Below are 26578 nucleotides of genomic sequence, written 5' to 3' on the forward strand. Positions count from 1 at the left end.
TTATCGTGCAATTTTGGTCTAATCCGTGCAATGTTTTTCTCCCCCGCTTCCGTAATCTCATGGGCTTTACTACCTCAGGGACGTATTGCCATGCAGTTAAAACCGATTGCCCTTTGTATCAGTTCACTTCTGTTACTCAACTACTGCGCACATGCCGAAGAGGCCGATACATTAGTGGTCACCGCCAGCAAACAAGCCGCTACCGCAGCATCGTCGCGCAACGTTTCTGTCGTCAAAGTGGACGCCAGCACGCTAGCGGATGCCAACGTCAGTCGTACCGATCTGCTACCGCGTGTACTGCCTGGCCTGCAAATGGGCAATAGCGGCAGCTTATTGTTCCAATCCGCTTCGCTGCGCGGGATTTCTTCGGCACAAGATTTCTACAATCCAGCGGTGAGTTTTTATGTGGATGGCGTGCCACAACTCTCAACGCTGGCCATGCAGCCGTTGCTGGATGTGGATAGCGTTGAAATGCTGCGCGGGCCACAAGGCACGCTCTATGGCAAAAGTGCCCAAGGCGGCATAATCAATATTGTCACGCATCAGCCGGACAGTACCGCGCGCGGCTACGTTGAAGGGGGTTATGCTAGTCGCGATGGCTATCACAGCAAGATCAACGTCAGTGGGCCGATTCAGGATGGGTTGTTATATGGTAGCGCAACCTTACTGCGCCAGGTTGATCAGGGTTCAATGACCAACCCAGAGACGGGCAGCGATCACTTGGGTGGTTCGCGCACCAATGCAGGCAACGTACGCTTGCGTTTAGCGCCGGATAATCAACCATGGGAAGTCAGCGCGGCGGTGACCGAAACCTGTACCCATGCGACACAAGACACCTATGTGCCTTTTGCTGACGTAAAAAGCCGTACTTTAGATATTAGTCCTGGTGGTGGCGATCCTTATCTACGCAGTTGCAGCCACAGCCAATCATTGAGCGGCCGCTATACCACCGAAGACTGGATCATCAGCGTGGTCAGTGCCTGGCAGCAACAGGAGTACGATCGTAAATTCCCGTACAGTGGTTATACGGCCAATCTGCCTGAAAACTGGAACCAGAACGTGCAGGAAATTCGAGCGGCTACGCGCGGCAACGATACCCTGGATGCCGTATTCGGTTTGTATCGTCAGGATACGAGAGAATCGCTCGATTCCCATTACGACTATGCTGGCACACCTCTGACGTCCACTCGCTCACATAACCAAGCCGAAACGTTGGCCGCCTATACCGACCTCACCTGGCATGTCACCTCTCGCTGGGACTTGGGTGCAGGTTTGCGCTACTCGCACGATAAAGCGGAAACGCGCTATAGCGGCTCCACGCAAGGCTATCCATGGGGTGACAGCAATACCCACCGTGATGACCAGATTTTAGGCCAACTCTCCACCGGCTATCAGCTCACCGATGGATGGCGTCTGTACGCTCGCGCGGCTCAGGGCTATAAACCTGCCGGTTTCTCTGTGACGCCGGTAGCGGGTACATCCGCCGATGCTTATGATGCCGAACGCTCCATGAACTACGAGATTGGGAGCCGCTACCAGCAAGGCGCGTGGCAAGTCGATGGCGCGCTGTTCTATACGCACACACGTAATCTTCAACTGTTTTCCGGCCCAGTCGGTTACCAAACGATTAGCAATGCCGGGAGTGCCGATGCCAGTGGAGCGGAGCTGAGCGCTAGCTGGCAATTTACGCCTGGATGGTTATGGGCAGTGAACGGTAACGTGGTTCGCTCGCAATTCACCGGCAGCAGCGAAAGTTATGCTGACCAGCGTGTTCCTTATGTACCGCGCTACGCCACCGGCACCAGCCTGAGCGGTACAATCGAGACACCATGGGGTTCACTGCTACCACGTGCGGCCGTCAATTTGGTCGGCCCGCAGTTCTTTGATGGTGATAATCAACTTCGCCAAGGAAGTTATAGCACCACTGATTTGCGTTTAGGCTGGCAAGCCAGCGATCGTGTCACCGTGTCTGCATATGTTGATAATGTGTTTGACAAGCGCTACCGCACCTATGGCTTCCTGAGTGGGACGACCGCGTTTGCTCAAGTCAACAATGGCCGGACGGCAGGTGTCGATGTCCGCATAGAGATGTTTTAATCGCGTTGCGCCCGGCAGCAAGGAAGCTGCCACACTTTTAGTCTGAAGACTGAGCCAAATAAGCATTATTATTTGACTCAAGAAATGAGCTGAATAAAATATTATTCGGCTCATATAGTGAGCCGATTAAGAACATTATTCGGCGCACCATTCTGAATTAGGGGCTAAAAGATGTGGATATGGGAACAGCCTGATTGGCCTCAATTTCGTTGGCAGGAAGACACACTATTGCCACGACTCCGCCATTTACAGCAGCAGCGTGGCATATTGCTGGGGCGCGCAGGTGTTGTTGAAAACAACGAACAGCAAACCCTGGATACGCTACTGACAAATATCCTCTCATCTTCAGCTATAGAAGATGAACGCGTCAACGCACAGTCGGTTCGATCTTCACTCGCGCGCCGTTTGGGGGTGTCACTGGAGCAACCTTATCCAGTGTCTGAGCGATCGGAAGGTCTTGCTAAAATGATGTTGGATGCCATCACACAGCGCGATACACCATTCACAATGGAGCGTTTATGCCTTTGGCACCAATGGCTTTTCCCAACTAGCGAGTGGTCCATTAAGCGTTTCAACGTGGGTACATTACGTGGTGAAGAACCGATGCAAGTGGTGTCTGGCAGAATTGACCGTCCCACCGTACATTTTGAAGCTCCCCCGCGTGTAGGACTTGAAGTACAACTCGATCGATTTATCGACTGGTTCAACCAAAGCAAAAATGACGTGCGGCTTGATCCACTGTTACGTGCCGCACTATGTCATTTATGGTTTGTCACGCTACATCCGTTTGATGACGGCAACGGTCGTATAACACGTGCATTGACCGATCTGGCATTGTCTCAAGCAGATAGCCAGAGTATTCGTCTGTACGCCATGTCAGCATCCATACTGGCGCGGCGGGGTGATTACTATCGTATTTTGCAAGAGACCCAGCGCGGAGCAATGGACGTCACAGATTGGCTTTGCTGGTTCCTTGATGTGTTGAATGACAGCCTGGAGCAGGCTCTCACGACGGTATCGCGTACGCAGAATAAAGCCCGCTTTTGGTTAATGCACAATGCCACTCAGCTTAATGCAGAACAAAAGCGTGTACTTAATCGTTTGCTGGATGGCGGTGAACAGGGATTTGTTGAGGGGATTAGCGCCAGCCAATATCAAAAGGTGGCCAAGGTCAGTAAAGCCACAGCAACCCGCCATCTGGTGGAGCTGGTAGAGAAAGGATGCCTGGAGAAGTTACCGGGGGGTGGGCGCAGTACGCGTTACCAGATAAGACAATAACAGCGAAGAACCGGACTGAGTTCTTCGCTGTTTATTCACATAGCACCCCAACGCATCGGCGGGATACTCTGCAAAAGGAATCTTGAAATTAGGCCGCTTTCACTGCACGCACTTTCTTTTCAGGTGCACTGGCACTTTCTTCAACAGGTTCAGCAGTTGCCACTTCCTCACTTTCGACGGCGTCTTCTTTTACTGCATCCGGTAACTTGCTGGTGCGCAGAATATGTTGCACTGCGTCTTTCTGTTCTGCCAGTAACATGCCCAATGCTTCAGCCTGTGCTTCATCCAGTTCAGGCTGATGCTGTTGCAACCAATCAGTGAAAGCATCAGCCATATCGAGCATCTTGTCCCAGGCATCCGCGTCTTTTTTATTGGCAAACGTCATCTTTTCTTCACCCTTTCTGACAACAACATATTTGGTTTCGACTGCCATGATGCACCTCGGTTAACTGTATTTATATACAGTATATTCTAAGCAAACTTTTTTGAGCAACCACTTTTGCCCACTAAGCCAATAATTCTTCCAGAAAAGTCGCCAGTGCTTTGCGGGGATCATCTTCTTCGGAAACGATCATCTCTATCCCCCACTGTCCCAGCACCTCTTTCGCTACGGGATTATTACGATTGGTAAACAGGTAGGATTTCGGCCTGGCGGTAGCAAGCCCTGTTCGGCCCCACATTTTCGTCAGTCGATAGAATAACAAACGAATATTAAAATCACTGATGCTGTAGCCCACAAACAGCACGGAGTTACCCATCACATCGTGTGTCAGTTTGATATCGAGCGGCGAATCAAAATAGAGGCGTTCAAAGTAGCTGCTTTCATCCAGCACGATGGACGTATCATCGTCAAAATCACCATGAAGTTTAATAATATGGCGTTTGTCTTCGGTTAATGACACCAAATCAGCGGCATTGGCCACTTTACTGTACGGCACGTTATGGGCTTCATGCGCCATCTCTAACCAGCGATCGTAGTTGGTAGTGTAGATGCGCGAGAAGTTTCCTTGGGTGATCATGGTGTGGATTTCAGAGCTGCGCACGTCTATGTCAGGCCGATGCCATTCACGGTCCATCCAGCTACGCAGCGGCCCTAGCGAGCCCTTGCGCTGCTTGTAGTATTCTGCAAGCGACAGATGCGTACCGTAAGTGTTGAAGATCTTAGGATCGTAACCCAGTTCATTGGCGAGGTGGGCAATTAACTCGTGCCACTCCGGCAAGCCAAGATTGCGTGAGATTCCTGCCCCCGCAAACAGGATTAATTTTCCTGCATCGTAGGCGCGTTTGAGTTCCGGTTTCATGCCAGTCCTCGCGATGTTTTTAAAAAGGTGGCAAAGCGGTCCAGCGCCAGACGTCGCATTGAGATCTCATTTTTTAATTCGCCCATTTCGGCAAAGGTCTGTGAGTGCCCTTCAGGGATAAAAACACAATCCCATTGAAACTCACGAGGTCCAGCAGGTTCCGGCGCGATAGTGCCACGCAACTGGCCTTCGAATTGATACATTTTGCGCCCATCACAATAGCCCAGCACGGTTTTGGCTGTCACATTGGGCGTCTCTAACCCGTTGACCAACTTAGTGAAACGTTCAGCATTCAAACGGCTCCAAAAAATACGCGTCAACCCGGCCGGCAAGCCGTTGAGCCCATCGAGATAAAGCCCCGTGTGTTCAACGAATAGCGGGCGGCCGATGATGGAAAAAGCTTTGGTGAGTTTGTCACGCACCAATTCCACTTCATTTTCAGTCTGGATCTCTTCAATACGACGGGCGATGGGTATCACTTCAACGCCGACTGGCTCAAGAATGGTACGGACTTCAGCCAGCTTTAGCTCATTCGCGGAAAGGAAGCGTATTTTCATTGCAATCAGCTGTTTTTAATAGGTTAAATTTCGATTGTCGGCATTATATCCGGGGGTATCCCCCGATTTAATTTTGCTGCCCTATCAACCATGATCTCATCTATCAAACTCATCAGCATTCTAACGCGGTGGCTAAGCTCATGATAGGTCGTATTTTAGTGATCTTAATCTTTGAATCGCCGGCGAGCATGAATGATCGTGCTGCGCCTACTTTTCACCCGAAATCGGGCATGGTTGATGACCGTCCTCCACATAGGATCTTGGGTGTTGCTGTTAAACTTGTCGAGTATGGCCAGAAGTTCATTCCATTTCAGTACCTGAAAAACTTTGTCTTTCCCCAGTACTTCCTTCATCTGCTGCAGTGTTAAGTCTACATGGTACTTCGCTTCCTGGAGACACATCCCTGTTTGGTGAGCAGCTGCATGCTTTCTTAATTGAAGTGCAAAAAATTCAATATCTAACTCGTATGCGTTCAAACGCACCTCTACTTATGATTTTATCGACATCTATCATTAGTAGGTTATCTGGAAATAGGAAAGCGAAACGGTAAAAAAAAATAAAATTGCATCGAAAATGAATGATTAGCTTTGCGAAAAACAGGAACAAAAAACAGTAACCCGGCATTTCTGTACAAGTTTTAAAGATAATTCTGGAAACTTTTAGCCTGTTATTTAATTCATAAAATTTGATGATAATTGACACCAAAACTATATAAATATGAATACTACTGCCAATCACCTACTCTTTAACGTTTTAAAAATTTGAAAGATATTAAAGATGTATTTTATAAACACCTAATACCACACGTTTAGCTAAAATTGCCATTGTACAAGTTTATGTGTTTTGTATAACTTTGATAGGCGGCTGGGGCCGTACGTAACGAATGATGCTTTGCATCGCCTCTGAAGGTGTTGTGGATTTCCACCTTCAGAGGTGCTTTTTTCGCCGGACATAATGACGCTAGCAATGATTTTCGCACTTCATGACTGGCAGACATTATTTTATTCTTAATTTCGTGAGGCTTGTATGCAACCTACTGTAACCATGGAGTCTCAGCTTATTGATTTCTTCCATACCACGGGTGAACAATTTCTGAGCGAGAGAGCGATTATCGCTGAAATACGCCTGGAATTGTCAGCGCAAAAAATGCGTATTTCCAACAAGGATATCATCCTTGCGCTTATCCTCCGGCTCGAATGCGAGAGTGATGTAATCAAACAAGACATCTATCGCAACGCGCTTGAGATTATCGTTCAGCGTACACCTGACGACATCAGCTGATTAAAGCGTTCAGATTTTGCGTGTTCAAAGGCTGCGACCCCATTCATATGGGGTTTTCCATCGCACTACAGCATCGACGTTGAGAAAGCGTCAATCGACTTAAGTCGTTTGATTCCGCCAAATTACCTGCCAAAAATGCTGAATAGTCTTAGCATATGTCAAATAAAACTTCATCTCTGGCTAGTGTAAAATTCGTGAAAACATTTATGACAGCCGTCCCGCTTTTCCCTTAAAATAGCGACTCAAAGATATTAAATAATTATGACAAAAACTGAGACGGCGAATGAGCTCTTATTTTCGTTCAGGCATTTCTATGGTTCACAATCTCCCTTTTATTTTAAAGGGTGACAGTTTGGAAAAGAAGCTACGGCTAACCTTATTGATTGCGGGAACATCCAGCATCTTTGCTGGGGTTTTCATGGCATGGTTCAACTTCAGCAGTGGTCACAACGCTATCGCCTGTTTATATTGCGCCAGCACTCTCCTCGGTTGCTATATCAGCTGCTCGGCATTTTATAATGGCTTACAACGTAATCTGTACATCATCGTTCACTCGCTGTTAGCCAGCATCATTATGCTGCTTTTAGTCGACAACTATCATGTAGCAGCCAAACATTCAGAGTACAATTACTTACTGGCATTGACCGTGGGCTCAGCGTTGGTGTTACGCCAACAGTCCAACTACCTCAGTAAAGTGTTCCCTCTCATCTGTTTTTTTAGTTACCTGGTGTTTGTCGTGACAGGCCTGACCTGGCAACAAGGCGCTTTTCATCTCAATATCCCTCAGGATGCTGGCTTCTATATTGTCAATTGCAGTGTCCCAATCGTTGCATTGTTATTAACGGTATATACCTCACGCGGTGATTATTCAGAAACCGATCTGATAAAACGCGAGCTATCAAATGCCATCGAAAAAAATGAATTAGAGGTCTACTATCAGCCACAAGTTGATGCGGAAAAAAAACTGATTGGTTTCGAAGCGTTATTACGCTGGAAACATCCTGTTAAGGGTTTTATCTCGCCAGAAGTTTTCATTCCCGTCGCTGAGAAAAGCGGTCTGATTATTGATATCGGGAAATGGGTCATGGAACGCACCCTGCAACAGATGTCAGAGTGGGACCGTATGTACAACCTCAGCCGCTTAAAGTTTTCGGTCAATATTAGTCCACTGCAACTTATGCATCGGGATTTCACACAAGATACGCTGAAAATCCTTGCGAATTATAAAATCAGCCCGGAAAGGCTAAAGTTTGAGATTACAGAAACCACTTTTATCTACGATCAGCAGAAAATCGGTGACGTCATTGCGCACTTCAGCGGGCTGGGGATTAAATGGGCGATTGATGATTTCGGGGTAGGCTATTCTTCCCTCAAATCTCTTAGTGATTTTGCCATTGATGACATCAAAATTGATAAATCACTCATTATGCATATTTTTGAGAATGAATCGGCTGCCATTGTGGTACACAAGACGATTGAACTCTCGCGCGAAATGGGACTTAACGTGTTAGCCGAGGGTATCGAAAGCGAAGAGTATTTCGATTATCTACGTCATAAAGGCTGTCATCTATTCCAGGGCTACCATTTTGCTCGCCCCTTACCTGCAGCAGACGCAGCGCTGTGGATCCGTAAATCGAAAAATGCTTAGAACCTCTAAAAAGGCGGCTTATTCGCCGCCATGGAGTTGAGCGTTAGATTAAATATTGAGTAACAGTCTTACGCTATTCATTGATACACGATGCCAGCCGGATTGACTTGAGAAGCCACTACGGCCTCCTCCTGTTCACCCCAGCGTGCTAACACCTGCTGATATTGCCCGCTGGCTATTGCACCATTGATTGCCTGCTGCAACGCTACATCCAGACCATTTCCTTTTTTAGTGGTAACCGCGACCCAAGCGCGGAACGGTCCGTGCCCCACAATTTTTGTCTGACCACGCGAGGCGACTTTCCATGCCGCCATCGCTTGTGGCCCAAAGGAGGCATCCGCACGTCCTGAGAGCAGCGCCAGCGTCGCGGAAGCATCATCATTGAGATAAATCGGTTGTACCGGTGCCAAGCCCTGTGCGCGATTCTTTGCATCCCAACTCAGTAAGATTTTCTCCTGATTGGTGCCTGATCCCACGATGATACGCTTGCCCGCCACATCCTCGCGCCCATTAATCGCGGTGATGGCACTGTCGGCCTTGACCGCAAAGGCATGGTTATCGGCACGATAGGTGGCAAAATCAAACTTCTGCTTACGCTCCTCGGTTACGGCGATATTGAACATCGCCACATCATAACGTCCTGCCGTAATACCTAATGGCCAGTCTTCCCATGCAGCGGGGACCAATTTGAGTTTCAGGCCCAAACTGTCAGCCAGCAAGCGCGCGAAGTCCGGATCGCTACCAATCAGCGTTTTATTATCCGAAGCCCATAAGCCAATCGGCGGTGAATTGGAAGCCGAGGTTGCCACCGTTAGATAACCAGGGTTTACGAAATGAAAACCCGGTGGGATTTTGGCGATGGCTTGAGGATTAGCCGCAATATTAATCGGAGTTTCATTGTTCTTCGCATCCAGCTTTTCCGCCGCAAACAGCGGGGTACTGAATAACCACGCCGCCAGCGCTGAGGCAATCACTCTTTCCATTACAGTACCCGCGCCAGAAAACGTTTGGTGCGTTCATGGCGCGGCTGGTTTAACACCTGATGGCTGCTTCCCTGCTCAACAATGCGACCATCAACCATAAACACCACATGATCGGCCACTTCACGCGCAAAGCCAATCTCGTGCGTCACAATCACCAGCGTGGTGCCAGAGCGGGCCAGTTTTTTGATCACATCCAACACCTCGCCGACCAATTCAGGATCGAGCGCTGAAGTGGGTTCATCAAACAGCATCACGCGGGGATTGAGCATCAAAGCGCGGGCAATGGCGATACGCTGTTGTTGTCCGCCCGAAAGATGACGCGGCCAGGCATCGGCTTTGTGGCGTAATCCAACGATATCCAGTAACTCGCCCGCCCGCTCAATCGCTTCACGGCGTGATAACTGGCGGTGCGCAGTCGGTGCTTCAATCAAGTTCTCCAACACCGTGAGATGCGGGAACAAATTGAAGTTCTGGAAGACGTATCCCACGTTGATCCGCTGACGTAAAATTGCTCGCTCTTTCAGCTCATACAGTTTGTCGCCACGACGTTGATACCCGATGTAATCACCATCAATCTGGATGAAGCCTTCGTCTACGCGTTCCAAATGGTTAATGGTGCGCAGCAAGGTCGATTTCCCTGACCCCGATGGCCCAAGAATTACCGTCACCGAGCCGGGTTCCAGCTCCAGTGAAACCGCGTCCAGCGCTTTGTGTTTACCAAACGACTTAGTCACACCCGTGATGCTGATGGCACCCGTAGCATGCAAATTGCGATAATCAATGGCCTCGGACATGGGAGAGTTCCTCATTGGCGGTATCAGTGACAGAACGAGTGCGCCATTGACGCCAGCGCGATGGTCGTGGGTCGCGTGTCACACTGCGTGCCAGCGAACGTTCAACGCTGTGCTGTAGCAGTGATAACACGGTAGTGATGATCAGATACCAAGCCGCACCCACCATCAGCAGCGGGATCACTTGCTGAGTGCGGTTGTAGATCATCTGAATGGTGTAAAACAGCTCCGGCATCGCCAGCACGTAGACCATGGATGTGCCTTTCGCGAGGCTGATGATTTCATTGAAGGTGGTGGGAATAATGGCGCGTAAAGCCTGAGGCAAGATAATACGGAACGTCCTGCGCGATGAAGAGAGCCCCAGCGCTGAAGCGGCCTCAAACTGCCCATGATCAACACCCAAAAAACCGCCACGGATGATCTCGGCACTGTAAGCGCTCTGCACCAGCGTCAAGCCAATGACCGCCGCCGGGAATTGTCCCAGCACGTTGATGGTCTGGAAATGCCCCCATGAGAGCGCGGTAAAGGGCACGCCAAGGGAGAGCGTGTCATACAGGTAGGAGAAGTTGTACAGGATGATCAGTACGACGATCAGCGGCAGCGAACGAAACAGCCAAATATAGCCGAACGCTAACGTGCTCAGTAACCAGGATGACGACAAACGCGCCAGTGCCAACAAGCCGCCGAAGAACAGGCTTAACACCGTACCGAACAACGTTAGCAGCAGCGTTTGTCCCAATCCGTAAAGAATGACCGGATCGAAGAACCAACGAGCAAACACGCCCCACTCCCAACGCGGGTTAAAAGCCACAGAATCAATCACGCTGGCCAGAATAAACAGGGCGACAATCGCCCCAATCACGCGTCCAGGATAGCGCGCAGGCACCACGGTTAAGCGTTGTTCCTGACTCATCTCGACTCCTTAGCTGGCCTGCGCCACACTGTGCACATCAATCACCTTAAGAAAACGCAGACGCCCGTCATGCGGCGGCTTGCCGTAAACCTCCATGTCCTCCAACAACGTAAACTGCGGCTGATAGCCGTGGCCGATATAGAGCTGCACGGCTTCAGGCTGACGAAAGCCGGTGGTCAGGAACACGCGCTGATAACCGGCGCGCAATGCACGCCGCTCCAACTCTTGCAGAATCAGCAACGCTAACCCCTGACGACGCAGGTCGCTGCGCGTCCAGATGCGTTTCAGCTCTGCCGTCACCTCGTCATAAGGTTTGTAGGCACCCATGGCGATAATCTCGCCATCGCGTTCCAGCACAATGAACAGCCCACGCGGCGGTAAATACCATTCGGTAAGTTCAACCTCTTGATTTTTTCTGAAAAAGTCACCGTAACGTGCGGCATACTCCCCGAATAAACCGGTCAAAATCGTCTGTAACTCATCGGCTTCTGGATGTACTTCACGGAAAAATTGCTGGCTCATTACGTCCCCTTAATCGCCCAGTCCGGCCGGGTTGATCTCAGAATGGTCCAGACGCTCGACGCCCTCGCCCCAGCGGTTTAACACCTTGTCGTAATCACCGTTCTTGATCACACCGTTCAACGCGGTGTTGATAGGTTCTGCCAGGCCACTGCCCTTCTTCACCGTGACGGCAATATGCGCGGCTTTCGGCCAACCGCCATCCACACTGCCCACCAAGCGCGTCTGGTGAGTTAACGCGGCTTTCCATGCGCCAATCACGTTGGGCCCGAAGTAGGCATCGGCGCGACCTGACTGCAATGCCAGTGTTTGTGCGGCATCATCTTTGGTGTAAACCGGGGTAAAAGGCTTCAAGCCTTTGGCCTGATTCTCTTTATCCCATGCCAAGAGAATTGCCTCCTGGTTCGTGCCAGAGCCTACGATGATGCGGAGTCCGGCGATATCTTCCGCTTTACTCAGTGATTTAATCGGGCTGCTGGCTTTGACGTAGAAACCGAGCGAGTCTTTGCGGTAGGTCGCGAAATCAAAACGCTCTTTGCGCTCTTTTGTCACGGTAACGTTGCTAATCGCGGCGTCATATTTGCCCGACGCTACTCCCAGCGGCCAATCCTCCCAGGAGGTCGGCACGACATTCAGTTTCAGGCCAAGGCTGTCGGCCACCAGACGCGCGATGTCCACCTCGCTGCCGAGCAAGGTTTTATTGTCATCACTGAACACGGTTAAGGGTGGGGAGTTTTGCGCTGCTACGGCCACCGTAAATGAACCTGGAACGGCGAATTTATGTCCAGCGGGAATCTGCGCGATCGCAGCCGCGTTTTTGGCGGTATTGACCGGCGATTTGTTGGCTTCCAGGCTAATCTGTTGACCGTTCACCGCCACATCGTCGGCGAATACGCTGCTGCTCAGACTGAGCAACATCAGCGCAATAAGGGACTTTTTCTGCATAGCGTGTTTTCTCTCTATTTTATTGTTGTGTGAACTGATTAACCGGATCTTTCAGACCGAAACTGGCACGTAACGTAGTGCCAGGATATTCGCTGCGGGTTAACCCGCGCGCTTGCAGAATCGGAATAACGCGATCGACAAAACGTTCGAAGGTATCTGGCGTGCCGCCCTGGATAATAAAGCCGTCGGTAGCCTCGCTCTCGAACCACAGTTGCAAGCCGTCCGCCACCTCTTGAGGGGTGCCAAAGAACAGCGGTCGCGGCGTTGCTGCTTCTAGTGCCGCCTGGCGAAGAGTATGGCCATGCTCACGCGCCTTGCGTTTGATTTCGTCTGTGGTGCTGCGGAAGCTGTTTTGGCCGATATCGCCAATATCCGGGAAGGGTTCATCAAGGGGATATTGTGAGAAGTCGTGATGGTCAAAGAAGCGGCCGAGATAGTTCAGCGCATCCTTAATAGAAACCAGCGCGGCGGTAGTCTGATACTGATGCTCAACGTCTTCCGCATCGTCACCGACAATCACACCCACCCCCTGGAATATATGCAGATCCTGTGGCTCACGTCCGTTCGCCACCAGCTGCTTTTTCACATCTTTGTAGAAGGCTTGCGCCTCTTCGCGTGTCGGCTGGTGCGTGAAAATGGCATCCGCGTGACGGGCTGCCAATTTTTTTCCATCTTCCGACGCGCCGGCCTGAAACACGATTGGGCGGCCCTGTGGTGTGCGCTCAATGTTCAGAGGACCTTGCACCTGGAAGAAATCTCCGTGGTGATTCAGCGTATGAAGCTTGGCAGAGTCAAAGAACTGTCCGCTCTCTTTATTACGCACAAAAGCATCGCTTTCCCATGAGTCCCACAGTCCTTTCACCACCTGCAAATACTCATCGGCAATACGGTAGCGCAGCGCATGCTCTGGATGCTGCTGACGCGAGAAGTTCTTGGCGGAACCCTCTAGTGGTGAGGTCACCACATTCCAGCCCGCACGACCACCGCTCAGATGATCCAAGCTGGCAAATTGACGCGCCACCGTAAACGGCTCGCTGTAGGAGGTGGAAACCGTCCCCACGAGTCCTAAATGCTGTGTGACACCCGCCAGCGCTGACAGCAGCGTTAAGGGTTCGAAACGGTTCAGGAAATGCGGGATCGATTTTTCGTTGATAAACAGGCCATCAGCGACAAACAGGAAATCCAGCTTGCCCGCCTCTGCCTTACGGGCGATGTGTTTGGCATAGTCAAAGTTAATGCTGGCGTTAGCTTGCGCCGCAGGATGGCGCCAAGCCGACATATTGCCTGATGCACCATGCAGAATGGTGCCGAGTCGCAGTTGTCTTGCAGTCATAATATTCTCTCTTTTCCATGGCACAGCCTGACGGCAACGCGCAGTTGCCGTGCAGAGCAGAAGATTGGGAAGTAAGGACGCTAACTCAGGATGGCGTCACGACATCGTGCATTGAGATGCTGCAAGGCCTGCTGCGCCAGTTGGCTAAAGTAGTGTGCTGCGGGGGCGATCAACGCCTCGTCAGGATTAAAACCGCCATGATGCAGTCCGAATTCGCTGGCGCTGCCAATGCTGACAAAAGCACCGGGAATCTGCTGGAGGTAATAGGCAAAATCCTCTCCTCCCAGATGCAGCTCAGCGGTTTGCACGCGATAACCCACTTGCTCCGCGACCTGGCTGGCAAACGTGGCCCAACGCGCATCGTTTTCTAAAACAGGTGGGCCAGGATGCCAGCTAAACGTGGCGCTGGCCCCGTTCGCTGCCGCGATACTTTCCACAATCTGCCGCGCTCGCTGCTCCAGTTCGGCGCGCACCTGCTTATCATGCGTCCGCACCGTGCCACCGAACTCCGCATCACCCGGCAACGCATCGCCGCCCTTACCTGCTTCGATGCGCGTGACGCTGAGCACCAAACTGTCGAGTCGATTAAAACTGCGGCTGGTCAATGTTTGCAGCGCCTGGATGATCTGGCTGGCCACCAGAATGCTGTCGACACCCTGTTCAGGCTGCGCCACAGGCGCAGCTTTACCGACCACGCGCACCACAAATTTGTCGGCATTGGCATAGAAAGCACCGCCACGGGTCGCAAAAGTCCCGGTCGGCAAGCCTGGCTCGTTATGCATGCCAAAAATCGCCTGCACATCCGTCAGCACACCGGCCTGAATCAATTTACGTGCTCCCGTAGCATTCTCTTCAGCGGGTTGGAACAGGATACGCACGCGACCCGGCAGCTGGTCTTCAATCGCCTTAAGTTGCAGCGCCGCGCCCAGCATCACGGCACTGTGTACATCATGTCCGCAGGCATGCATCACGCCGCTATGACGTGAACGATAGGCGAGCCCAGTGGCTTCATGGATGGGCAGTGCATCAATATCGGCACGCAACGCTATCAGGGTTTCACCACGTCCCACTTCAACCACCACACCGGTTTCCAGCGGGTAATCGAGCGGATGCAAGCCCGCTTCCTCTAACCATCGACGCAACCGTGCGGTGGTTTCCACTTCATGACCAGAAAGTTCTGGCCAGCTGTGCAGCTCGCGCCGCCAGTCAATCAGTTGTTGTTCGCTAACGTGACTCATTGAGACCTCCGCATCAGGCTGCAACCAGTCGATGAGTTGCCAGCAGTTCGAGAGATTTCACTCGCGCCTGCTCCTCGGCAATCGGCGTGTCGATAACGAACTCATCGATACCAAAATGCTGATGTAAGGCATCGAGTTTGGCGTGTACCTGTGCCGCTGTGCCTTTAAGCAGCGAGGGCGTGCGTGGTTCAATCACGTAATCGGTATACCCTCCCTGTCGCACATAGCGTTCGGCTTGTTCGACACTGCCCACATTGACACTCGGCCCGTCTTTCACGTTGACGTGATAAACACGCAAGTTATCAACCAGTAAATCGGCTTCGGCAGGCGAGTCGGCCACCACCACTTGTACCGCCACCAGCGCCTGCTTACCGTTACTGTATTGGCGATAGCTGTTCAGCACCTGCTCCATCAACAAAGGATCGCCGTTGTGGTGGGCCGCGAACACCAGTTGCCAGCCCAGCTCAGCAGCCAGTTTGGCGCTCTGTTCACTCGCACCCAGCAGGAAACGATTCGCCGGGCGTGGCGGCTGCGGCGTCGCGCGCAGAATCTCTTCATCCCCTACCGGCGGCACATCCAGCCAGCTATCCAGTAACGCAAGTTGTTCAGCGAAGTTACCTTTTTCGTCCTGATGCACGCCGAGTTGCAGCGCACGCGTTGAAAGGGGCAATCCACCTGGTGCTTTACCGATGCCAAGGTCAATGCGACCTGGCGCCAGCGAAGCCAGTAAGTTGAAGTTCTCAGCGACTTTATAAGGACTGTAGTGCTGGAGCATCACCCCGCCCGAGCCCACACGGATATGCTGTGTCTGGCCGATGATCCACGCGATCAACAACTCAGGTGAGGGACTGGCGAGACGGTCGGTATTATGATGTTCCGCCAGCCAGAAACGATGATAGCCCCAAGCTTCCGCCTGTTGCGCCAGCTGTAATGTACGATGCAGGGCATGTGCAGCGCTCTCTCCATCGGCAATCGGCGATTTATCTAGCAAACTCAGTCGATACGACATACGCCAAATCCTTTATCAGTGAATATGGCGTTAGTGTGTGGTGGCGGCGGGCAATTCGTAAAACAACAAAATTGAGAAAGAGAATTAAAAAAATAGAAATGGGATGCCTTAGGGTTATTAACCCTTCACGAAGCCCTGTTTATTTCCGCACTCTCTATATTTATTATCCTCATTGACCTCGTGTTATAGCTGCCCAACGAAATATAGCCCCTCCCACACTCATTGATTTATCGATATCACCCTATTGAGTCGCTATTTATCTTTTTCAGCAAAGCTTAGTGAAATTCATTGGTTCAACTCCTGGTTGTGGCATTTGATGATGAAATCTGCCCGCCGGGCTTTTGAATCATAAGGAATTCACCATGAGCAAACATTTTCACTTGCAGGCGCTGAGCTTGGCCCTGCTGACAGGGATATTTAGCGCACACGCGGCAGACACACCGGTTAAAGGTGGCACGCTGATCTATCTTGAACAGCAACCGCACACCAACCTGTATCCGCCAGCCGGAGGTTTTTACCCTAACGGCGGCATTCTCAATCAAATCACCGATAAACTGACCTGGCAGAACCCTAAAACGCTGCAAGTTGAACCCTGGATTGCAGAAAGCTGGAGCAGCAACGCAGATAAAACCGAATATACTTTTAAAATTCGCCCAGGCGTCACATTCTCTGACGGCACCCCCCTGGATGCTAACGCCGTCGCCAAAAATTTTGATACCTACGGCTTAGGAAATAAAGCCCAGCGCCTGCCTATTTCTGAAGTGATTAATAATTACGATCACAGTGAGGTTATTGATCCCTTAACGGTAAAGTTTTATTTCAAAAAACCCTCACCCGGTTTTTTACAGGGCACGGCAACCATTGGGTCTGGATTGGTTTCATTAAGCACCCTGCAACGGACTTTCGACCAACTGGGTGACGCACGCCATATTATTGGCTCCGGGCCTTTTGTGGTGAATGATGAGAAATTAGGTCGTGAGGTCGACTTAACGGCACGTAAAGATTATCAATGGGGACCTAAAAATATCGCACAACAAGGTCCAGCCAATCTCGACGGCATTAAGTTTATCGTCACCCCTGAGGACAGCGTGCGCATTGGCGCACTGTTGGCAGGCCAGGCTGATTTTATTCGTCAGGTGCAAGCCTATGACGAGAAGCAAGCTCAGCAGCAAAACTTCCCCATTTACGCCGCACCAACACGCGGAGTGAACGACAGCATCAGCTTCCGCCCAGACAATCCGCTGGTCAGCGACCTTAAAGTGCGCCAGGCATTGCTGCATGCCACTAACGCGCAACAAGTGGTGCAGACGTTGTTCTCACCGAACTATCCTCAGGCTACCTCGGTGATTGCCAATTCTGCCGCAGGCTACGTCAACCTCGCCGACAAGCTGAAATATGATCCTGCGTTATCTAAACAGCTGTTGGATGAGGCGGGCTGGAAAGTCGGTAGCGATGGTATCCGCGAGAAAGACGGCAAAAAGCTGGCATTGACCATCTACGAATCCCTGCCGCAGCCGCAAAACAAAGAAGTGCTGCAACTGGTCGCACAGCAGTGGCATCAGGTTGGTGTTGCCTTGGCAGTGAAAGCCGGTGATGCCGGTAGCGCTACGTTGGATAACCTCGACCCGCTGAAAACCCCGCTCAATGTCACGGAAGTCGGCCGTGCCGATCCGGATGTGATCAAAAGCAGCTTCTATCCAACGAACCGTAACGTGCTGCTGCAAAAAGGCGGGTCAAGCGACAAGGTGCAGAACTTCCGTGACGACAAGCTGAATGCGCTGTTAGTGGATATCTCTGCGGAAGTCGATCCCGCCAAGCGCCTGGCGCTGACCGGCGATGCGCAGCGCTATTTGCTCGACCAGGCCTACGTTATTCCCATCTTCGAAGAGCCACAGGTCTTTGCCGGTGCGCCTTGGTTGAAAGGCGTGAGCTTTGAAGCCGTTGGTCGTCCGTCGTTCTACGGCGCGTGGCTGGAAAAACACTAAGGTAGGCTGATGATGCAACGTTCTCTGCTGCGAAGAGTGGGTCAAAGCGTGCTGGTCTTGTGGGCCGCCTTCACCCTGTCGTTCTTACTGCTGCAGGTGCTACCCGGCGATGCGGTGCTGATTAAGTTCCAGAACCCGGATCTGGGCTTAAGCCCGGATCAAATCGCGGAAATGCGGCTGGCTTATGGCGCAGATAACCCACTGTGGCAGCAATATCTGCATACGCTGATGGCGATGCTGCGTGGTGACTTTGGCTACTCGGTGCAAGCGGGGGTGGCGGTCAGCGATCTGCTGATCAGCAATCTCCCTGCTACGCTGCAACTGGCGCTGCTGGGCTTTGCGCTCGCCACGCTGATCGCCTTTGCTCTGGCTGCCCTGTCGCGTTTACCCGCACTGCGCGTGCTGCGTTCGTTGCTGCAATCAGTCCCTGCGCTGTTTATTTCACTGCCCACGTTCTGGCTGGGGATCGCACTGATTCAGCTGTTCTCATTCCAACTGCGCTGGATCCCGGTCATCAACCCCTCGCCCTTGCAGGGATTGATTTTGCCAGTGATCACGGTAGCCATTCCGATTTCTGCTCCGCTGGCGCAAATTTTGCTGCGCAGTATCGATCAAGTCGCTACCCAACCCTTTGTGGCGGTGGCGCGCGCCAAAGGGGCCAGCGAAAGTCGGGTGTTGTGGCACCACGTGATGCGCAATGCGCTGCTGCCGGTGCTGAACGTGGCCGGCCTGCTGCTGGGTGAACTGATCGCTGGTGCGCTGATCACTGAAACAGTGTTTGGCCTGAGCGGCATTGGTCAGTTAACGCAACAAGCCGTCAACAATCAGGATGTAGCCGTGCTGCAGGCGGTAGTGATGATCTCGGCGTTGGCCTTTGTGTTAATCAATCTACTGGTCGATGCGCTTATGCCGTTGTTCGACCCACGCTTGCAAGTAATCGCTGGAGGAAGCCGATGAGCCTTGTTGATTATGCCAGCGCAAGACATCGCGCGACTGCAACGCGTAAAACACACTACTGGCGCATCCAGCCGGGTTTGTGGCTCGCTTGGGCCGTGATGTTACTGGCGTTGCTGGCCGCGTTCGCCCCCGGACTGTTTACGCAGTACAACCCCACCCAAGGCATACCCGGTGCGCAACGTCTGGCGCCGCAAGCGGCTTACTGGCTGGGTACCGATCAGTTAGGTCGCGATCTGTTTGCGCGCATCATCTATGGCGCCTCGCAGTCATTGGCTGCTGCGTTTGCGGCGGTAGCGATGGGTTTGATTGGCGGTACAGCCCTCGGCGTGCTGGCCGGTGCCGTCGGGGGGCGCACAGAAAACACATTGATGCGCCTGGTGGATGTGCTGCTCTCGATTCCCTCGCTGCTGCTGTCGCTGAGCGTGCTGATTCTCCTGGGCTTTGGCACCGTACACGCCGCACTGGCGGTGGGCATTGCCTCCATTGCCAGCTTTGCGCGTCTAGCACGCGGTGAAGTGGTTCGCGTGCGACGCAGTGAATATGTTGAGGCCGCTTATGGTAGCGGCGGTAGCTTTTGGCAGGTGTTGTGGCGCCACATCCTACCCAACTCGCTGACGGCGGTGATTGCCTTTGCCGCTTTACAGTTTGGTCAGGCGATTCTGGCGCTCTCAACGTTGAGCTTCCTTGGCTACGGTACCCCGCCACCGACGCCGGAGTGGGGATTGTTAATTGCTGAAGGGCGCAATTATCTGGCGACCGCGTGGTGGCTGACAACGTTCCCTGGCATCGTGGTGGTCGCCATCGTGCTGTCCGCCAACCGCATTAGCCAGCAGATTGCCGGAGGTGACGCATGAGCGCACTACTCAGCATTGAGAACCTCACGTTGAGTTATCATCAGCGTGGCGCATGGCGTGAAGTGGTACACAACGTCAGTTTCGATTTACAAGCGGGCGAAATGCTGGCGCTGGTGGGTGAATCTGGCTCCGGCAAAACCACCACCGCACAAGCCATTATTGGCCTGCTAGCGGAGAATGGTCGCCGCGACAGCGGTAATATCATTCTCAATGGTGAAAACATCGCCGATTGGTCAGCAAAACGTCTGGATAGTCTGCGCGGCGTCAGCTTCAGCTTAGTGCCGCAGGACCCAGGCAATTCGCTCAATCCGGTGAAAACCATTGGTGATCAGGTCGGCGAGATGCTGCAACTGCATCAAAAGCTAAGCAAGCAGCAGAGGCAACAACGCGTTCTGGAATTGCTCGAAAAAGTCGGACTGAGTCACCCCGAACAGCGCCTCAAGCAGTATCCGCACCAGCTCTCCGGCGGCATGAAACAGCGCGTGCTGATTGCGATTGCCCTTGCCTTGCGACCACAAATCATTATTGCCGACGAGCCCACTAGCGCGCTCGATGTCACAGTGCAAAAGCGCATTCTTGACCTGCTGGATGTACTGCGCCGTGAATCGGGTACGGCGGTATTGTTTGTCACGCACGATTTGGCCTTAGCGGCAGAGCGTGCCGACCGACTGGTGGTGTTTCGTCAGGGTGAGATTCAGGAACAAGGGATTGCAGCCCAGGTGATTAACGCACCAAAACATTCCTATACGCGACAACTGTTGCAGGATGCCTCACCCGGCGAAGTGGCACTGGCGCTGCCTTCACAGGCCAAGTTCTCCACCCCGGCGATCCAGCTTTCTGCCATCAATAAACAGTTTTCACTGGGTAAACAGCGGTTAACTGTGGCTAAGCAGGTTAGCGTTACCGTCGCGCGCGGCACCACGCATGCGCTCGTGGGCGAATCAGGATCGGGTAAAACCACGCTGGCACGCATTTTACTGGGCTTTGAACAAGCTGACAGCGGAAGCATCGTGATTGACGGCATCGATGCCAGCGCACTGCGCGGAGAGGCACAACGCCAGCTTCGCCGCAAGATTCAGTTCGTGTATCAGAATCCGTTCGCCTCGCTCGATCCACGCCAAACGCTGTTCGCCATCATCGAAGAGCCACTGCGCAACTTTGAAAAATTGTCTGCCGAGGGACGTCGTCAACGAGTGGAGGCCGTGGCACAACGTGTTGCACTTCCTGTTGAGTTGCTGACGCGTAAACCACGGGAGCTTTCAGGCGGCCAGCGCCAGCGAGTGGCGATTGCGCGGGCATTGATCCTGCAACCCGCCATTCTGGTGCTGGATGAAGCGACTTCGGCGTTAGACGTCACCGTACAGGCGCAAATCCTGCAACTGTTACAACAGTTGCAACAGGAACTCGGATTGACCTACCTGTTTATTACCCACGATCTCGCCACCGTACGCCGCATTGCGCATAGTGTCACCGTACTGCGCGCCGGAGAGGTGGTTGAGCAGGGTGACACTGTCACGATATTCACCACACCGCAGCACGCTTACACCCGCTCACTGATTGATGCTATTCCCGCTTTTCGTCCGCTGATTAAGGAGTCCGCATGACGCGCAAACGCATTGGATTTTTCACCCGTTTGTTGGATGACACCTCGGCGCAGCAACGCTATCGCCTGGCAACCGAGCAGATTCAGCATGCTGAACGTTTAGGATTCGACAGCGCCTGGATTGCCCAGCACCATTTCCATGAGAAAGAAGGCGGATTACCGTCACCTTTGGTGTTCCTCGCGCACGTTGCTGCCCACACCCGCACCATCCGCTTGGGTACGGGCATCATCACCCTGGCGATGGAGAATGCTCTACGTGTGGCAGAAGATGCCTCAGTGCTAGATTTACTCAGCAATGGACGATTGGAGGTCGGGCTCGGTTCGGGGGGCACCGCTACCTCGTTTCTGCCGTTCGGTTTGACCCTGGGAGAGCGCGCCAGTGTATTTGCCGATCATCTGCACACCTTGCTCAGCGCATGGCGTGGCGACACCCTCGCGCATCCGGACAACCATCTTTACCCCGCCGCACCCACGTTGGCCCAGCGCGTATGGATTGCCACCTTCTCCGTCGAGGGAGCCGCACGTGCGGGTGCCGGCGGGCATGGTTTGATGCTGTCCCGCACACAGCCGCGCCCGGCCGGTCAGCCAGATTTACCGCTGGATGCGATCCAAAATCCCATGATCGACGCCTACCTGGCGGCGCTTCCAGAGGGTATAGCGCCACGTATTCTTGCTTCACGCACCGCCTTTGTCGCCGACTCCAATGACTACGCGCGCCGTTTAGCCGAACCAGGATTACAACGCCAGGCGGAGCAGTTCCAGTCTGCTGGGCATGTGATTACCGGCAACACGCTGGAGAGCCACGCGCGGCAGTTGGATGCGCACTTTGGTGACGCGCCCAGTGTACTCGCGTCATTGCTGGCGGATTCCACACTGCAACGTGTCACTGACATCACCTTCCAGGTGCACTCTATCGACCCGCCTCATGCCGATATTCTGCGCTCCATCGAATTGATCGCTGACCACATTGCCCCTGCGCTACGCGCCCCTGGTGATGCCTAACCGGAGAACACCATGACTCAACCCATAGATTTACTCGCCGCACTGGCTGATATCGATCCCGCCTCTGAGCTGGGTCAGGCACGTATTGAACGCCACGCGGCCACTCAACATGCTCAAGGGAGTTATGAGGTGCTGTTTAGTGAAGATGATAATGATCTTCCGCAGCAATGGCGTTTTGCCTTGGCCGCGCAGGTGGCCGCGTGGCACGGTGCCACCCGCTTGCAGGCGCACTATCAGCAGCAGGTTAATGAAACCGTCCATGATGTGCGCTTCGCAGCAGGCCATGCTTTTGCCGAGCTGTTGAGTCTGCATCCGGTAGATGCCTCCCCTCAACATATTCAAAACCTGCAAAGTGCGGGTTGGACTGCGCGTGGCATTGTCACCCTCGCCCAATTGATTGCTTTTGTCAGTTTCCAAAGTCGTTTGCTGGCGGGATTGCGTCTGTTAAATGGCGAACAAACGGCCACCCAACCGCATGCGGTGGCGGGAAAATGGCACGACGCGCCGTTGACGTTGAGTGGTCAAACCGCCCTGACTGCCTTTACGCAGCAGGAATTAGGTTGGGAGCCTTGGCTGCCAGCTAAGCCATTAAGCGAATTCAACGCAGCTGAACAGGCGACATTAGAGAAAAATGGCCATAGCGACTCCGACTATTTCCGCCTGCTGGCGCGCAATTTACCGTTGCTGGAGCAGCGCACGCTGACGGATAAAGGGATTTTTTACACCTCCGGCGGGTTATCGCGTGCCGAACGTGAGTTAGCCGCTACCGTGGTCAGTAAGGTCAATGGCTGTATCTTCTGTGCCTCAGTGCATGCCCGCAAAGCCAGCCAACTGTCTAAAGATGAGCCTGCGGTGCAGAAATTACTGAATGTTGCGCCCGGCGCTGAACTGTCGCACGGCCAATCAGCCCGCTGGGCAGCAATTATCGACGTGGTGGCCACGCTGTCTATCACCCCTGCGGCCACCAGCCTGAAGCAACTCCAGACATTACGCGACCAGGGACTCAACACGCTCGCCTTGCTGGATGTGATCCAGTCTGCGGCGTTTTTCGCTTGGGCCAATCGCCTGATGTTGACACTGGGCGAACCCTTTTTACCTGCACAACAAGGATGACCATGACGGAGCAACATCATTCAGCACAGCGCTTTCACATCACCATCACCGGCAAAGGTGCCCATGCCGCGAGGCCGCACGAGGGCATTGATGTGATTGTCATTGGCAGTCATATTATTTCCGCCTTGTATGCGCTGCCGGGACGCAGTAGCACACTTGCGCTCGGTATCACGCGGTTGAGCGCCGGTAACAGCTGGAATGTGTTACCGCAAACGGCGGAAATTGAAGGCATCGTCAACACTCAAACCCAACAGGACCCGTCACAAATCAACGCCTTGATCGCAGGAATCGCCGCGGGTTTTGGCGCTGAAACCGCCGTTAACTGGCAGCCGACCGGCACGAGTACGGCGTAATGGGTGCCGTCACGATGAGAGCAAGGAGGAAAGCAATGGCCATATCCATACCGGTTCCACGTCTTGATCATGTCGTCATTAACGTTGCAGGCGAACTGGATGAAGCCAGCGCACTGTTTCGAAGACTGGGCTTTCAACTCACTGCGCGCGGGCACCATTCTCTCGGTTCCAGCAATCATTTAGCGGTGTTCGGTGACAACTATCTGGAACTGTTAGGATTTGAGGAGGGACGTAACAATCTGCGCCAGGACCTGTGGCAATCACCCATTGGCCTCAGTGGTCTGGTGTGGAAAACCGACGATGCCGATGCGGTTTGGCGCTACCTTGAAAGTCAGGATATTGATGGCGAGCAGCCTGCCAGCTTCTTTCGTCCGGTGCAATTGCCGGATGGCAGTGAAGATCAGGCACGCTTCCGCACGGTACGCCTGCGCCCTGCACTGGTCGCTAACGGCCGCAGCTTCTTCTGCCAGCATGAAACGCCGTATGCGGTGTGGCAAGAAGCCTGGCAGCAACATCCGAATGGTGTCACCGACATCATTGAATTTGTCGTGGTCGCCCAAGATCCTGCCGCCGCCGCACAACCCTACAGTCGCTTATTTGGTGCGGATAAACTCACTGCCTGCCAGGAAGGTGCCTTTGTGTTGAAAGCGGGCATAGCCACGGTGCGCTTCGCTGCCGCAGAATACGTCACCCAGCGTTTCGCTGGTTTACCGCAAGACAACGATGGCAGCGCACGAATGGTGGGTTTAAGCCTGCGTACGCGCGACTTGCGTAAGGTGAAAGCGAGCTTGTTGCTGGGTAATGTGCCTTTCCATGAGGAGGAGGCCGCCATCGTTGTTAACGCCGAGCACACTTTTGGTGTGGCGCTGAGGTTTGAGCAATAAATAAACGTCAAATTTGCAGAAGCGCAACCGATGCGCTTCTGCAATACGCCCTACTCGATTTTCAACTGCGCGCGGGCGGTGTAAAAACGGCGGTAAGCCAGGTATGCGGCGATGATGGTCGAGAGGCTGGCAGTGCCAATCAGCATAAACGTCACCATGATCTGGTATTTGATTGCTTTTACCGGATCAATACCGGCAAAGATCAACCCCGACATCATGCCTGGCAAACTCACTAATCCTACGGTTTTCGCCGCATCTACCGTGGGGATCATCGAGGCACGAATGCTATCGCGGATTAACCGTGCGGAGGCCAGCTTTACCGATGCCCCCAGGCTCAACATCTCCAGAATCTTTTGCTGGTTATCGCTGAAACGCTGGTTCAGATTGCTGTAACACAATCCCACCGCCACCATTGCATTACCCGCAATCATGCCGGAGATAGGGATGACCTGCATGGGAATAAACTCGATGGCCCCACTCAGCAGCAGAATGGTTAACGTCAGCGCAGTGCCTGAGCTGATGGCAACAAAGGAGATCATTAAGGCGTTATCGATGTTGTGGCTACGTTTGCGCGCATTCAGCGCCGCATTAACGCAGATAAACAGCACCATCAAAATCGTCAGCCAGCGGTTGTTGAGGTCAAAAATCGATTTCAGCACATAACCGACGATGACCAATTGCACAATGGCTCGGCACACGCTCCAGATAATATCTTTGCTCATGCCAAGTTTCTCTTTCTGGCTGATAAGCAGCGCAATCACGACCAGCATCAGCGAGAGTAACAGTGAGCTGTCGGTAATATTATGCTGATTCATGGCTCTCTCCTTGCGCAGGTGCCACCAGTCGCAGCACCTTTTCTGCATGGCGGATCTCGCTCGCATCGTGGCTGATCCATATCACCGCCAATTGCTGCTGTTGAACGTGTTGCCGAATCAATTGCTGGATCACCTTTTTGTTCTCTTCATCTAATGCGCTGGTCACCTCATCCAATAGCAGTACTTTGGGCAAGAACTGCAGGTTGCGCAGTAAGCCCACCCGCTGTTTCTCCCCACCGGACAACTGCTCAACCCTTTTGTCCAGCATGTCAGCAGCCAGATGCACGCTCTCTAATGAGGCAACCAAGGCATCGCGTGACGGTTTCTGCTGTCGAATTTGCCACGGCAGCGCCAGATTGTCGTACACCGTCTCGCCAAACAGTTGCGGCGTCTGGAAACAATACGACACCTGCTGGCGATACCACTCTGGCTTAAGGGAAATGAGGTCACGATGCTCAAAACGAATATCACCTGCTGTAGGCGACAGCAGCGAAGCCAAAATTTTCAACAGCGTGCTCTTACCGCTGCCCGAGGGGCCAGTGAGTAACAGAAAATCGCCCGCCTGTAATTGCAGCGAAACAGGGGCCAGTAAAGTTCGTCCTTGCACGGCATAACGAATCCCCTGCGCATCGAGCAAGGGAAAATCGGTGGTCATAATGAAAGTTTCCGCAAGTTATGTCTTGAAATTATAATGCTTTCAAATCGCAAGGGGAAAGCCATATTCCTGCTCAAGGTATTAATAACGCTAATTATCGTCTTTTATACTCAGCCTAAGGTTACGTTAATGTTTAATGTGCACTATTAAGTAAAGGCTTGAGGATATTTTTCACATGAAATTCGTTTTATCTGAGACAACCCATCAATATTTAGCTGTTGTTATAACCTTACTTGCGACCGTCAGTTTCCTGGCGCTTTGGTTTTCGACTTAGTGATTACCCTGATAGCAAGTGAGTGACCCCAAATAATACTCACTTACTTTTATTGCGCTCAGGATACAAGTAACACCCCGCCTTTCTTTCAATTTTCGTTTGATACACCGCTGATATTAACAACCTAACTAACTTCACAAATCCTGAAAAAAATTGACCTGCCGATTGCATCGGGGTCGCAATGGGTTAC

Annotated in this window: 25 protein-coding genes; 12 read left to right on the top strand and 13 right to left on the bottom strand. The window is 52.7% G+C overall.

The window, feature by feature from the left end; all coding sequences use genetic code 11:
- Positions 1-90: 90 nt before the first annotated feature.
- Both F3J38_RS04075 and F3J38_RS04080 read left to right on the top strand, forming a co-directional pair.
- Complete coding sequence (locus F3J38_RS04075; RefSeq protein WP_167135283.1) at positions 91-2097, top strand: TonB-dependent siderophore receptor; 2007 nt, start codon at positions 91-93, stop codon at positions 2095-2097.
- Between the two features lie 171 nt (positions 2098-2268).
- Entirely contained in the window at positions 2269-3375 is a 1107-nt protein-coding gene (locus F3J38_RS04080) for a Fic family protein (protein ID WP_167135285.1), read from the top strand.
- 88 nt (positions 3376-3463) lie between these two features.
- Here the strand turns inward: F3J38_RS04080 and F3J38_RS04085 are convergent, their stop codons facing one another.
- The 3 genes from F3J38_RS04085 to F3J38_RS04095 form a co-directional block, all read right to left on the bottom strand.
- Complete coding sequence (locus tag F3J38_RS04085; RefSeq protein ID WP_167135287.1) at positions 3464-3808, bottom strand: YebG family protein; 345 nt, start codon at positions 3806-3808, stop codon at positions 3464-3466.
- Between the two features lie 73 nt (positions 3809-3881).
- Entirely contained in the window at positions 3882-4676 is a 795-nt protein-coding gene (locus F3J38_RS04090; RefSeq protein ID WP_010618046.1) for an SIR2 family protein, read from the bottom strand.
- Positions 4673-5233 (bottom strand): non-canonical purine NTP pyrophosphatase, encoded by a 561-nt coding sequence (locus F3J38_RS04095; RefSeq protein ID WP_167135288.1) that lies wholly within the window; start codon positions 5231-5233, stop codon positions 4673-4675. The genes F3J38_RS04090 and F3J38_RS04095 overlap by 4 nt, the downstream gene beginning before the upstream one ends.
- Positions 5234-6259: 1026 nt before the next feature.
- Between F3J38_RS04095 and F3J38_RS04100 the strand changes: the two genes are divergently transcribed.
- Together F3J38_RS04100 and F3J38_RS04105 are read left to right on the top strand one after the other, a co-directional pair.
- The gene (locus tag F3J38_RS04100; RefSeq protein ID WP_167135290.1) at positions 6260-6514 is read left to right on the top strand and encodes a biofilm/acid-resistance regulator YmgB/AriR; all 255 of its coding nucleotides are present in this window, start codon (positions 6260-6262) and stop codon (positions 6512-6514) included.
- A 283-nt stretch (positions 6515-6797) separates the two neighbouring features.
- Positions 6798-8162 carry a putative bifunctional diguanylate cyclase/phosphodiesterase gene (locus F3J38_RS04105; RefSeq protein ID WP_167135292.1) on the top strand — a complete coding sequence of 455 codons (1365 nt, stop codon included), beginning with the start codon at positions 6798-6800 and terminating at the stop codon, positions 8160-8162.
- 77 nt (positions 8163-8239) lie between these two features.
- On the opposite strand, the gene F3J38_RS04110 is transcribed toward F3J38_RS04105, so the two are convergent.
- From F3J38_RS04110 to F3J38_RS04145, 8 genes are all read right to left on the bottom strand, one after another.
- The gene (locus F3J38_RS04110; protein WP_167135294.1) at positions 8240-9145 is read right to left on the bottom strand and encodes an ABC transporter substrate-binding protein; all 906 of its coding nucleotides are present in this window, start codon (positions 9143-9145) and stop codon (positions 8240-8242) included.
- Positions 9145-9939, bottom strand: a complete 795-nt coding sequence (locus F3J38_RS04115; protein ID WP_167135296.1) for an amino acid ABC transporter ATP-binding protein — start codon at positions 9937-9939, stop codon at positions 9145-9147. Before F3J38_RS04115 ends, F3J38_RS04110 begins: the two co-directional genes overlap by 1 nt.
- Positions 9923-10849: an amino acid ABC transporter permease gene (locus F3J38_RS04120; protein ID WP_167135298.1), complete on the bottom strand. Its 927-nt coding sequence runs from the start codon at positions 10847-10849 to the stop codon at positions 9923-9925. The genes F3J38_RS04115 and F3J38_RS04120 overlap by 17 nt, the downstream gene beginning before the upstream one ends.
- 9 nt (positions 10850-10858) lie before the next feature.
- The gene (locus F3J38_RS04125) at positions 10859-11371 is read right to left on the bottom strand and encodes a GNAT family N-acetyltransferase (RefSeq protein ID WP_167135300.1); all 513 of its coding nucleotides are present in this window, start codon (positions 11369-11371) and stop codon (positions 10859-10861) included.
- 9 nt (positions 11372-11380) lie between these two features.
- Entirely contained in the window at positions 11381-12313 is a 933-nt protein-coding gene (locus F3J38_RS04130) for an ABC transporter substrate-binding protein (RefSeq protein ID WP_167135302.1), read from the bottom strand.
- Between the two features lie 19 nt (positions 12314-12332).
- Positions 12333-13646 (bottom strand): LLM class flavin-dependent oxidoreductase, encoded by a 1314-nt coding sequence (locus F3J38_RS04135; RefSeq protein ID WP_167135304.1) that lies wholly within the window; start codon positions 13644-13646, stop codon positions 12333-12335.
- An 80-nt stretch (positions 13647-13726) separates the two neighbouring features.
- Complete coding sequence (locus tag F3J38_RS04140; RefSeq protein ID WP_167135306.1) at positions 13727-14884, bottom strand: amidohydrolase; 1158 nt, start codon at positions 14882-14884, stop codon at positions 13727-13729.
- A 13-nt stretch (positions 14885-14897) separates the two neighbouring features.
- Positions 14898-15893 (bottom strand): MsnO8 family LLM class oxidoreductase, encoded by a 996-nt coding sequence (locus F3J38_RS04145; RefSeq protein ID WP_167135308.1) that lies wholly within the window; start codon positions 15891-15893, stop codon positions 14898-14900.
- A gap of 362 nt (positions 15894-16255) precedes the next feature.
- Here F3J38_RS04145 and F3J38_RS04150 point away from each other — a divergent pair, with 362 nt between their 5' ends.
- The 8 genes from F3J38_RS04150 to F3J38_RS04185 are packed head-to-tail and all read left to right on the top strand — an operon-like array spanning position 16256 to position 24644.
- On the top strand, positions 16256-17878 hold the full coding sequence (locus F3J38_RS04150; RefSeq protein WP_167135310.1) for a TIGR04028 family ABC transporter substrate-binding protein: 1623 nt from the start codon (positions 16256-16258) through the stop codon (positions 17876-17878).
- 12 nt (positions 17879-17890) lie between these two features.
- Positions 17891-18835: an ABC transporter permease gene (locus F3J38_RS04155; protein WP_205298129.1), complete on the top strand. Its 945-nt coding sequence runs from the start codon at positions 17891-17893 to the stop codon at positions 18833-18835.
- The gene (locus F3J38_RS04160) at positions 18832-19689 is read left to right on the top strand and encodes an ABC transporter permease (protein ID WP_167135313.1); all 858 of its coding nucleotides are present in this window, start codon (positions 18832-18834) and stop codon (positions 19687-19689) included. Before F3J38_RS04155 ends, F3J38_RS04160 begins: the two co-directional genes overlap by 4 nt.
- Positions 19686-21293, top strand: coding sequence for a dipeptide ABC transporter ATP-binding protein (locus F3J38_RS04165; RefSeq protein WP_167135315.1), 1608 nt, complete (start codon positions 19686-19688; stop codon positions 21291-21293). Before F3J38_RS04160 ends, F3J38_RS04165 begins: the two co-directional genes overlap by 4 nt.
- Entirely contained in the window at positions 21290-22294 is a 1005-nt protein-coding gene (locus tag F3J38_RS04170; protein WP_167135317.1) for a putative FMN-dependent luciferase-like monooxygenase, read from the top strand. The genes F3J38_RS04165 and F3J38_RS04170 overlap by 4 nt, the downstream gene beginning before the upstream one ends.
- A 12-nt stretch (positions 22295-22306) precedes the next feature.
- Entirely contained in the window at positions 22307-23407 is a 1101-nt protein-coding gene (locus tag F3J38_RS04175) for an alkylhydroperoxidase domain protein (protein ID WP_167135319.1), read from the top strand.
- A gap of 2 nt (positions 23408-23409) precedes the next feature.
- Positions 23410-23760, top strand: coding sequence for a peptidase dimerization domain-containing protein (locus F3J38_RS04180; protein ID WP_240155884.1), 351 nt, complete (start codon positions 23410-23412; stop codon positions 23758-23760).
- A 35-nt stretch (positions 23761-23795) separates the two neighbouring features.
- Positions 23796-24644: a VOC family protein gene (locus tag F3J38_RS04185; protein ID WP_167135322.1), complete on the top strand. Its 849-nt coding sequence runs from the start codon at positions 23796-23798 to the stop codon at positions 24642-24644.
- Positions 24645-24694: 50 nt separating this feature from the next.
- Here the strand turns inward: F3J38_RS04185 and fetB are convergent, their stop codons facing one another.
- Together fetB and fetA are read right to left on the bottom strand one after the other, a co-directional pair.
- Positions 24695-25459: an iron efflux ABC transporter permease subunit FetB gene (fetB, locus tag F3J38_RS04190; RefSeq protein ID WP_167135324.1), complete on the bottom strand. Its 765-nt coding sequence runs from the start codon at positions 25457-25459 to the stop codon at positions 24695-24697.
- Positions 25446-26114 carry an iron efflux ABC transporter ATP-binding subunit FetA gene (gene fetA, locus F3J38_RS04195; RefSeq protein WP_167135326.1) on the bottom strand — a complete coding sequence of 223 codons (669 nt, stop codon included), beginning with the start codon at positions 26112-26114 and terminating at the stop codon, positions 25446-25448. Before fetA ends, fetB begins: the two co-directional genes overlap by 14 nt.
- Between the last annotated feature and the right edge of the window lie 464 nt (positions 26115-26578).

Source organism: Candidatus Pantoea formicae, assembly GCF_011752625.1.
Lineage (GTDB): Bacteria > Pseudomonadota > Gammaproteobacteria > Enterobacterales > Enterobacteriaceae > Pantoea > Pantoea formicae.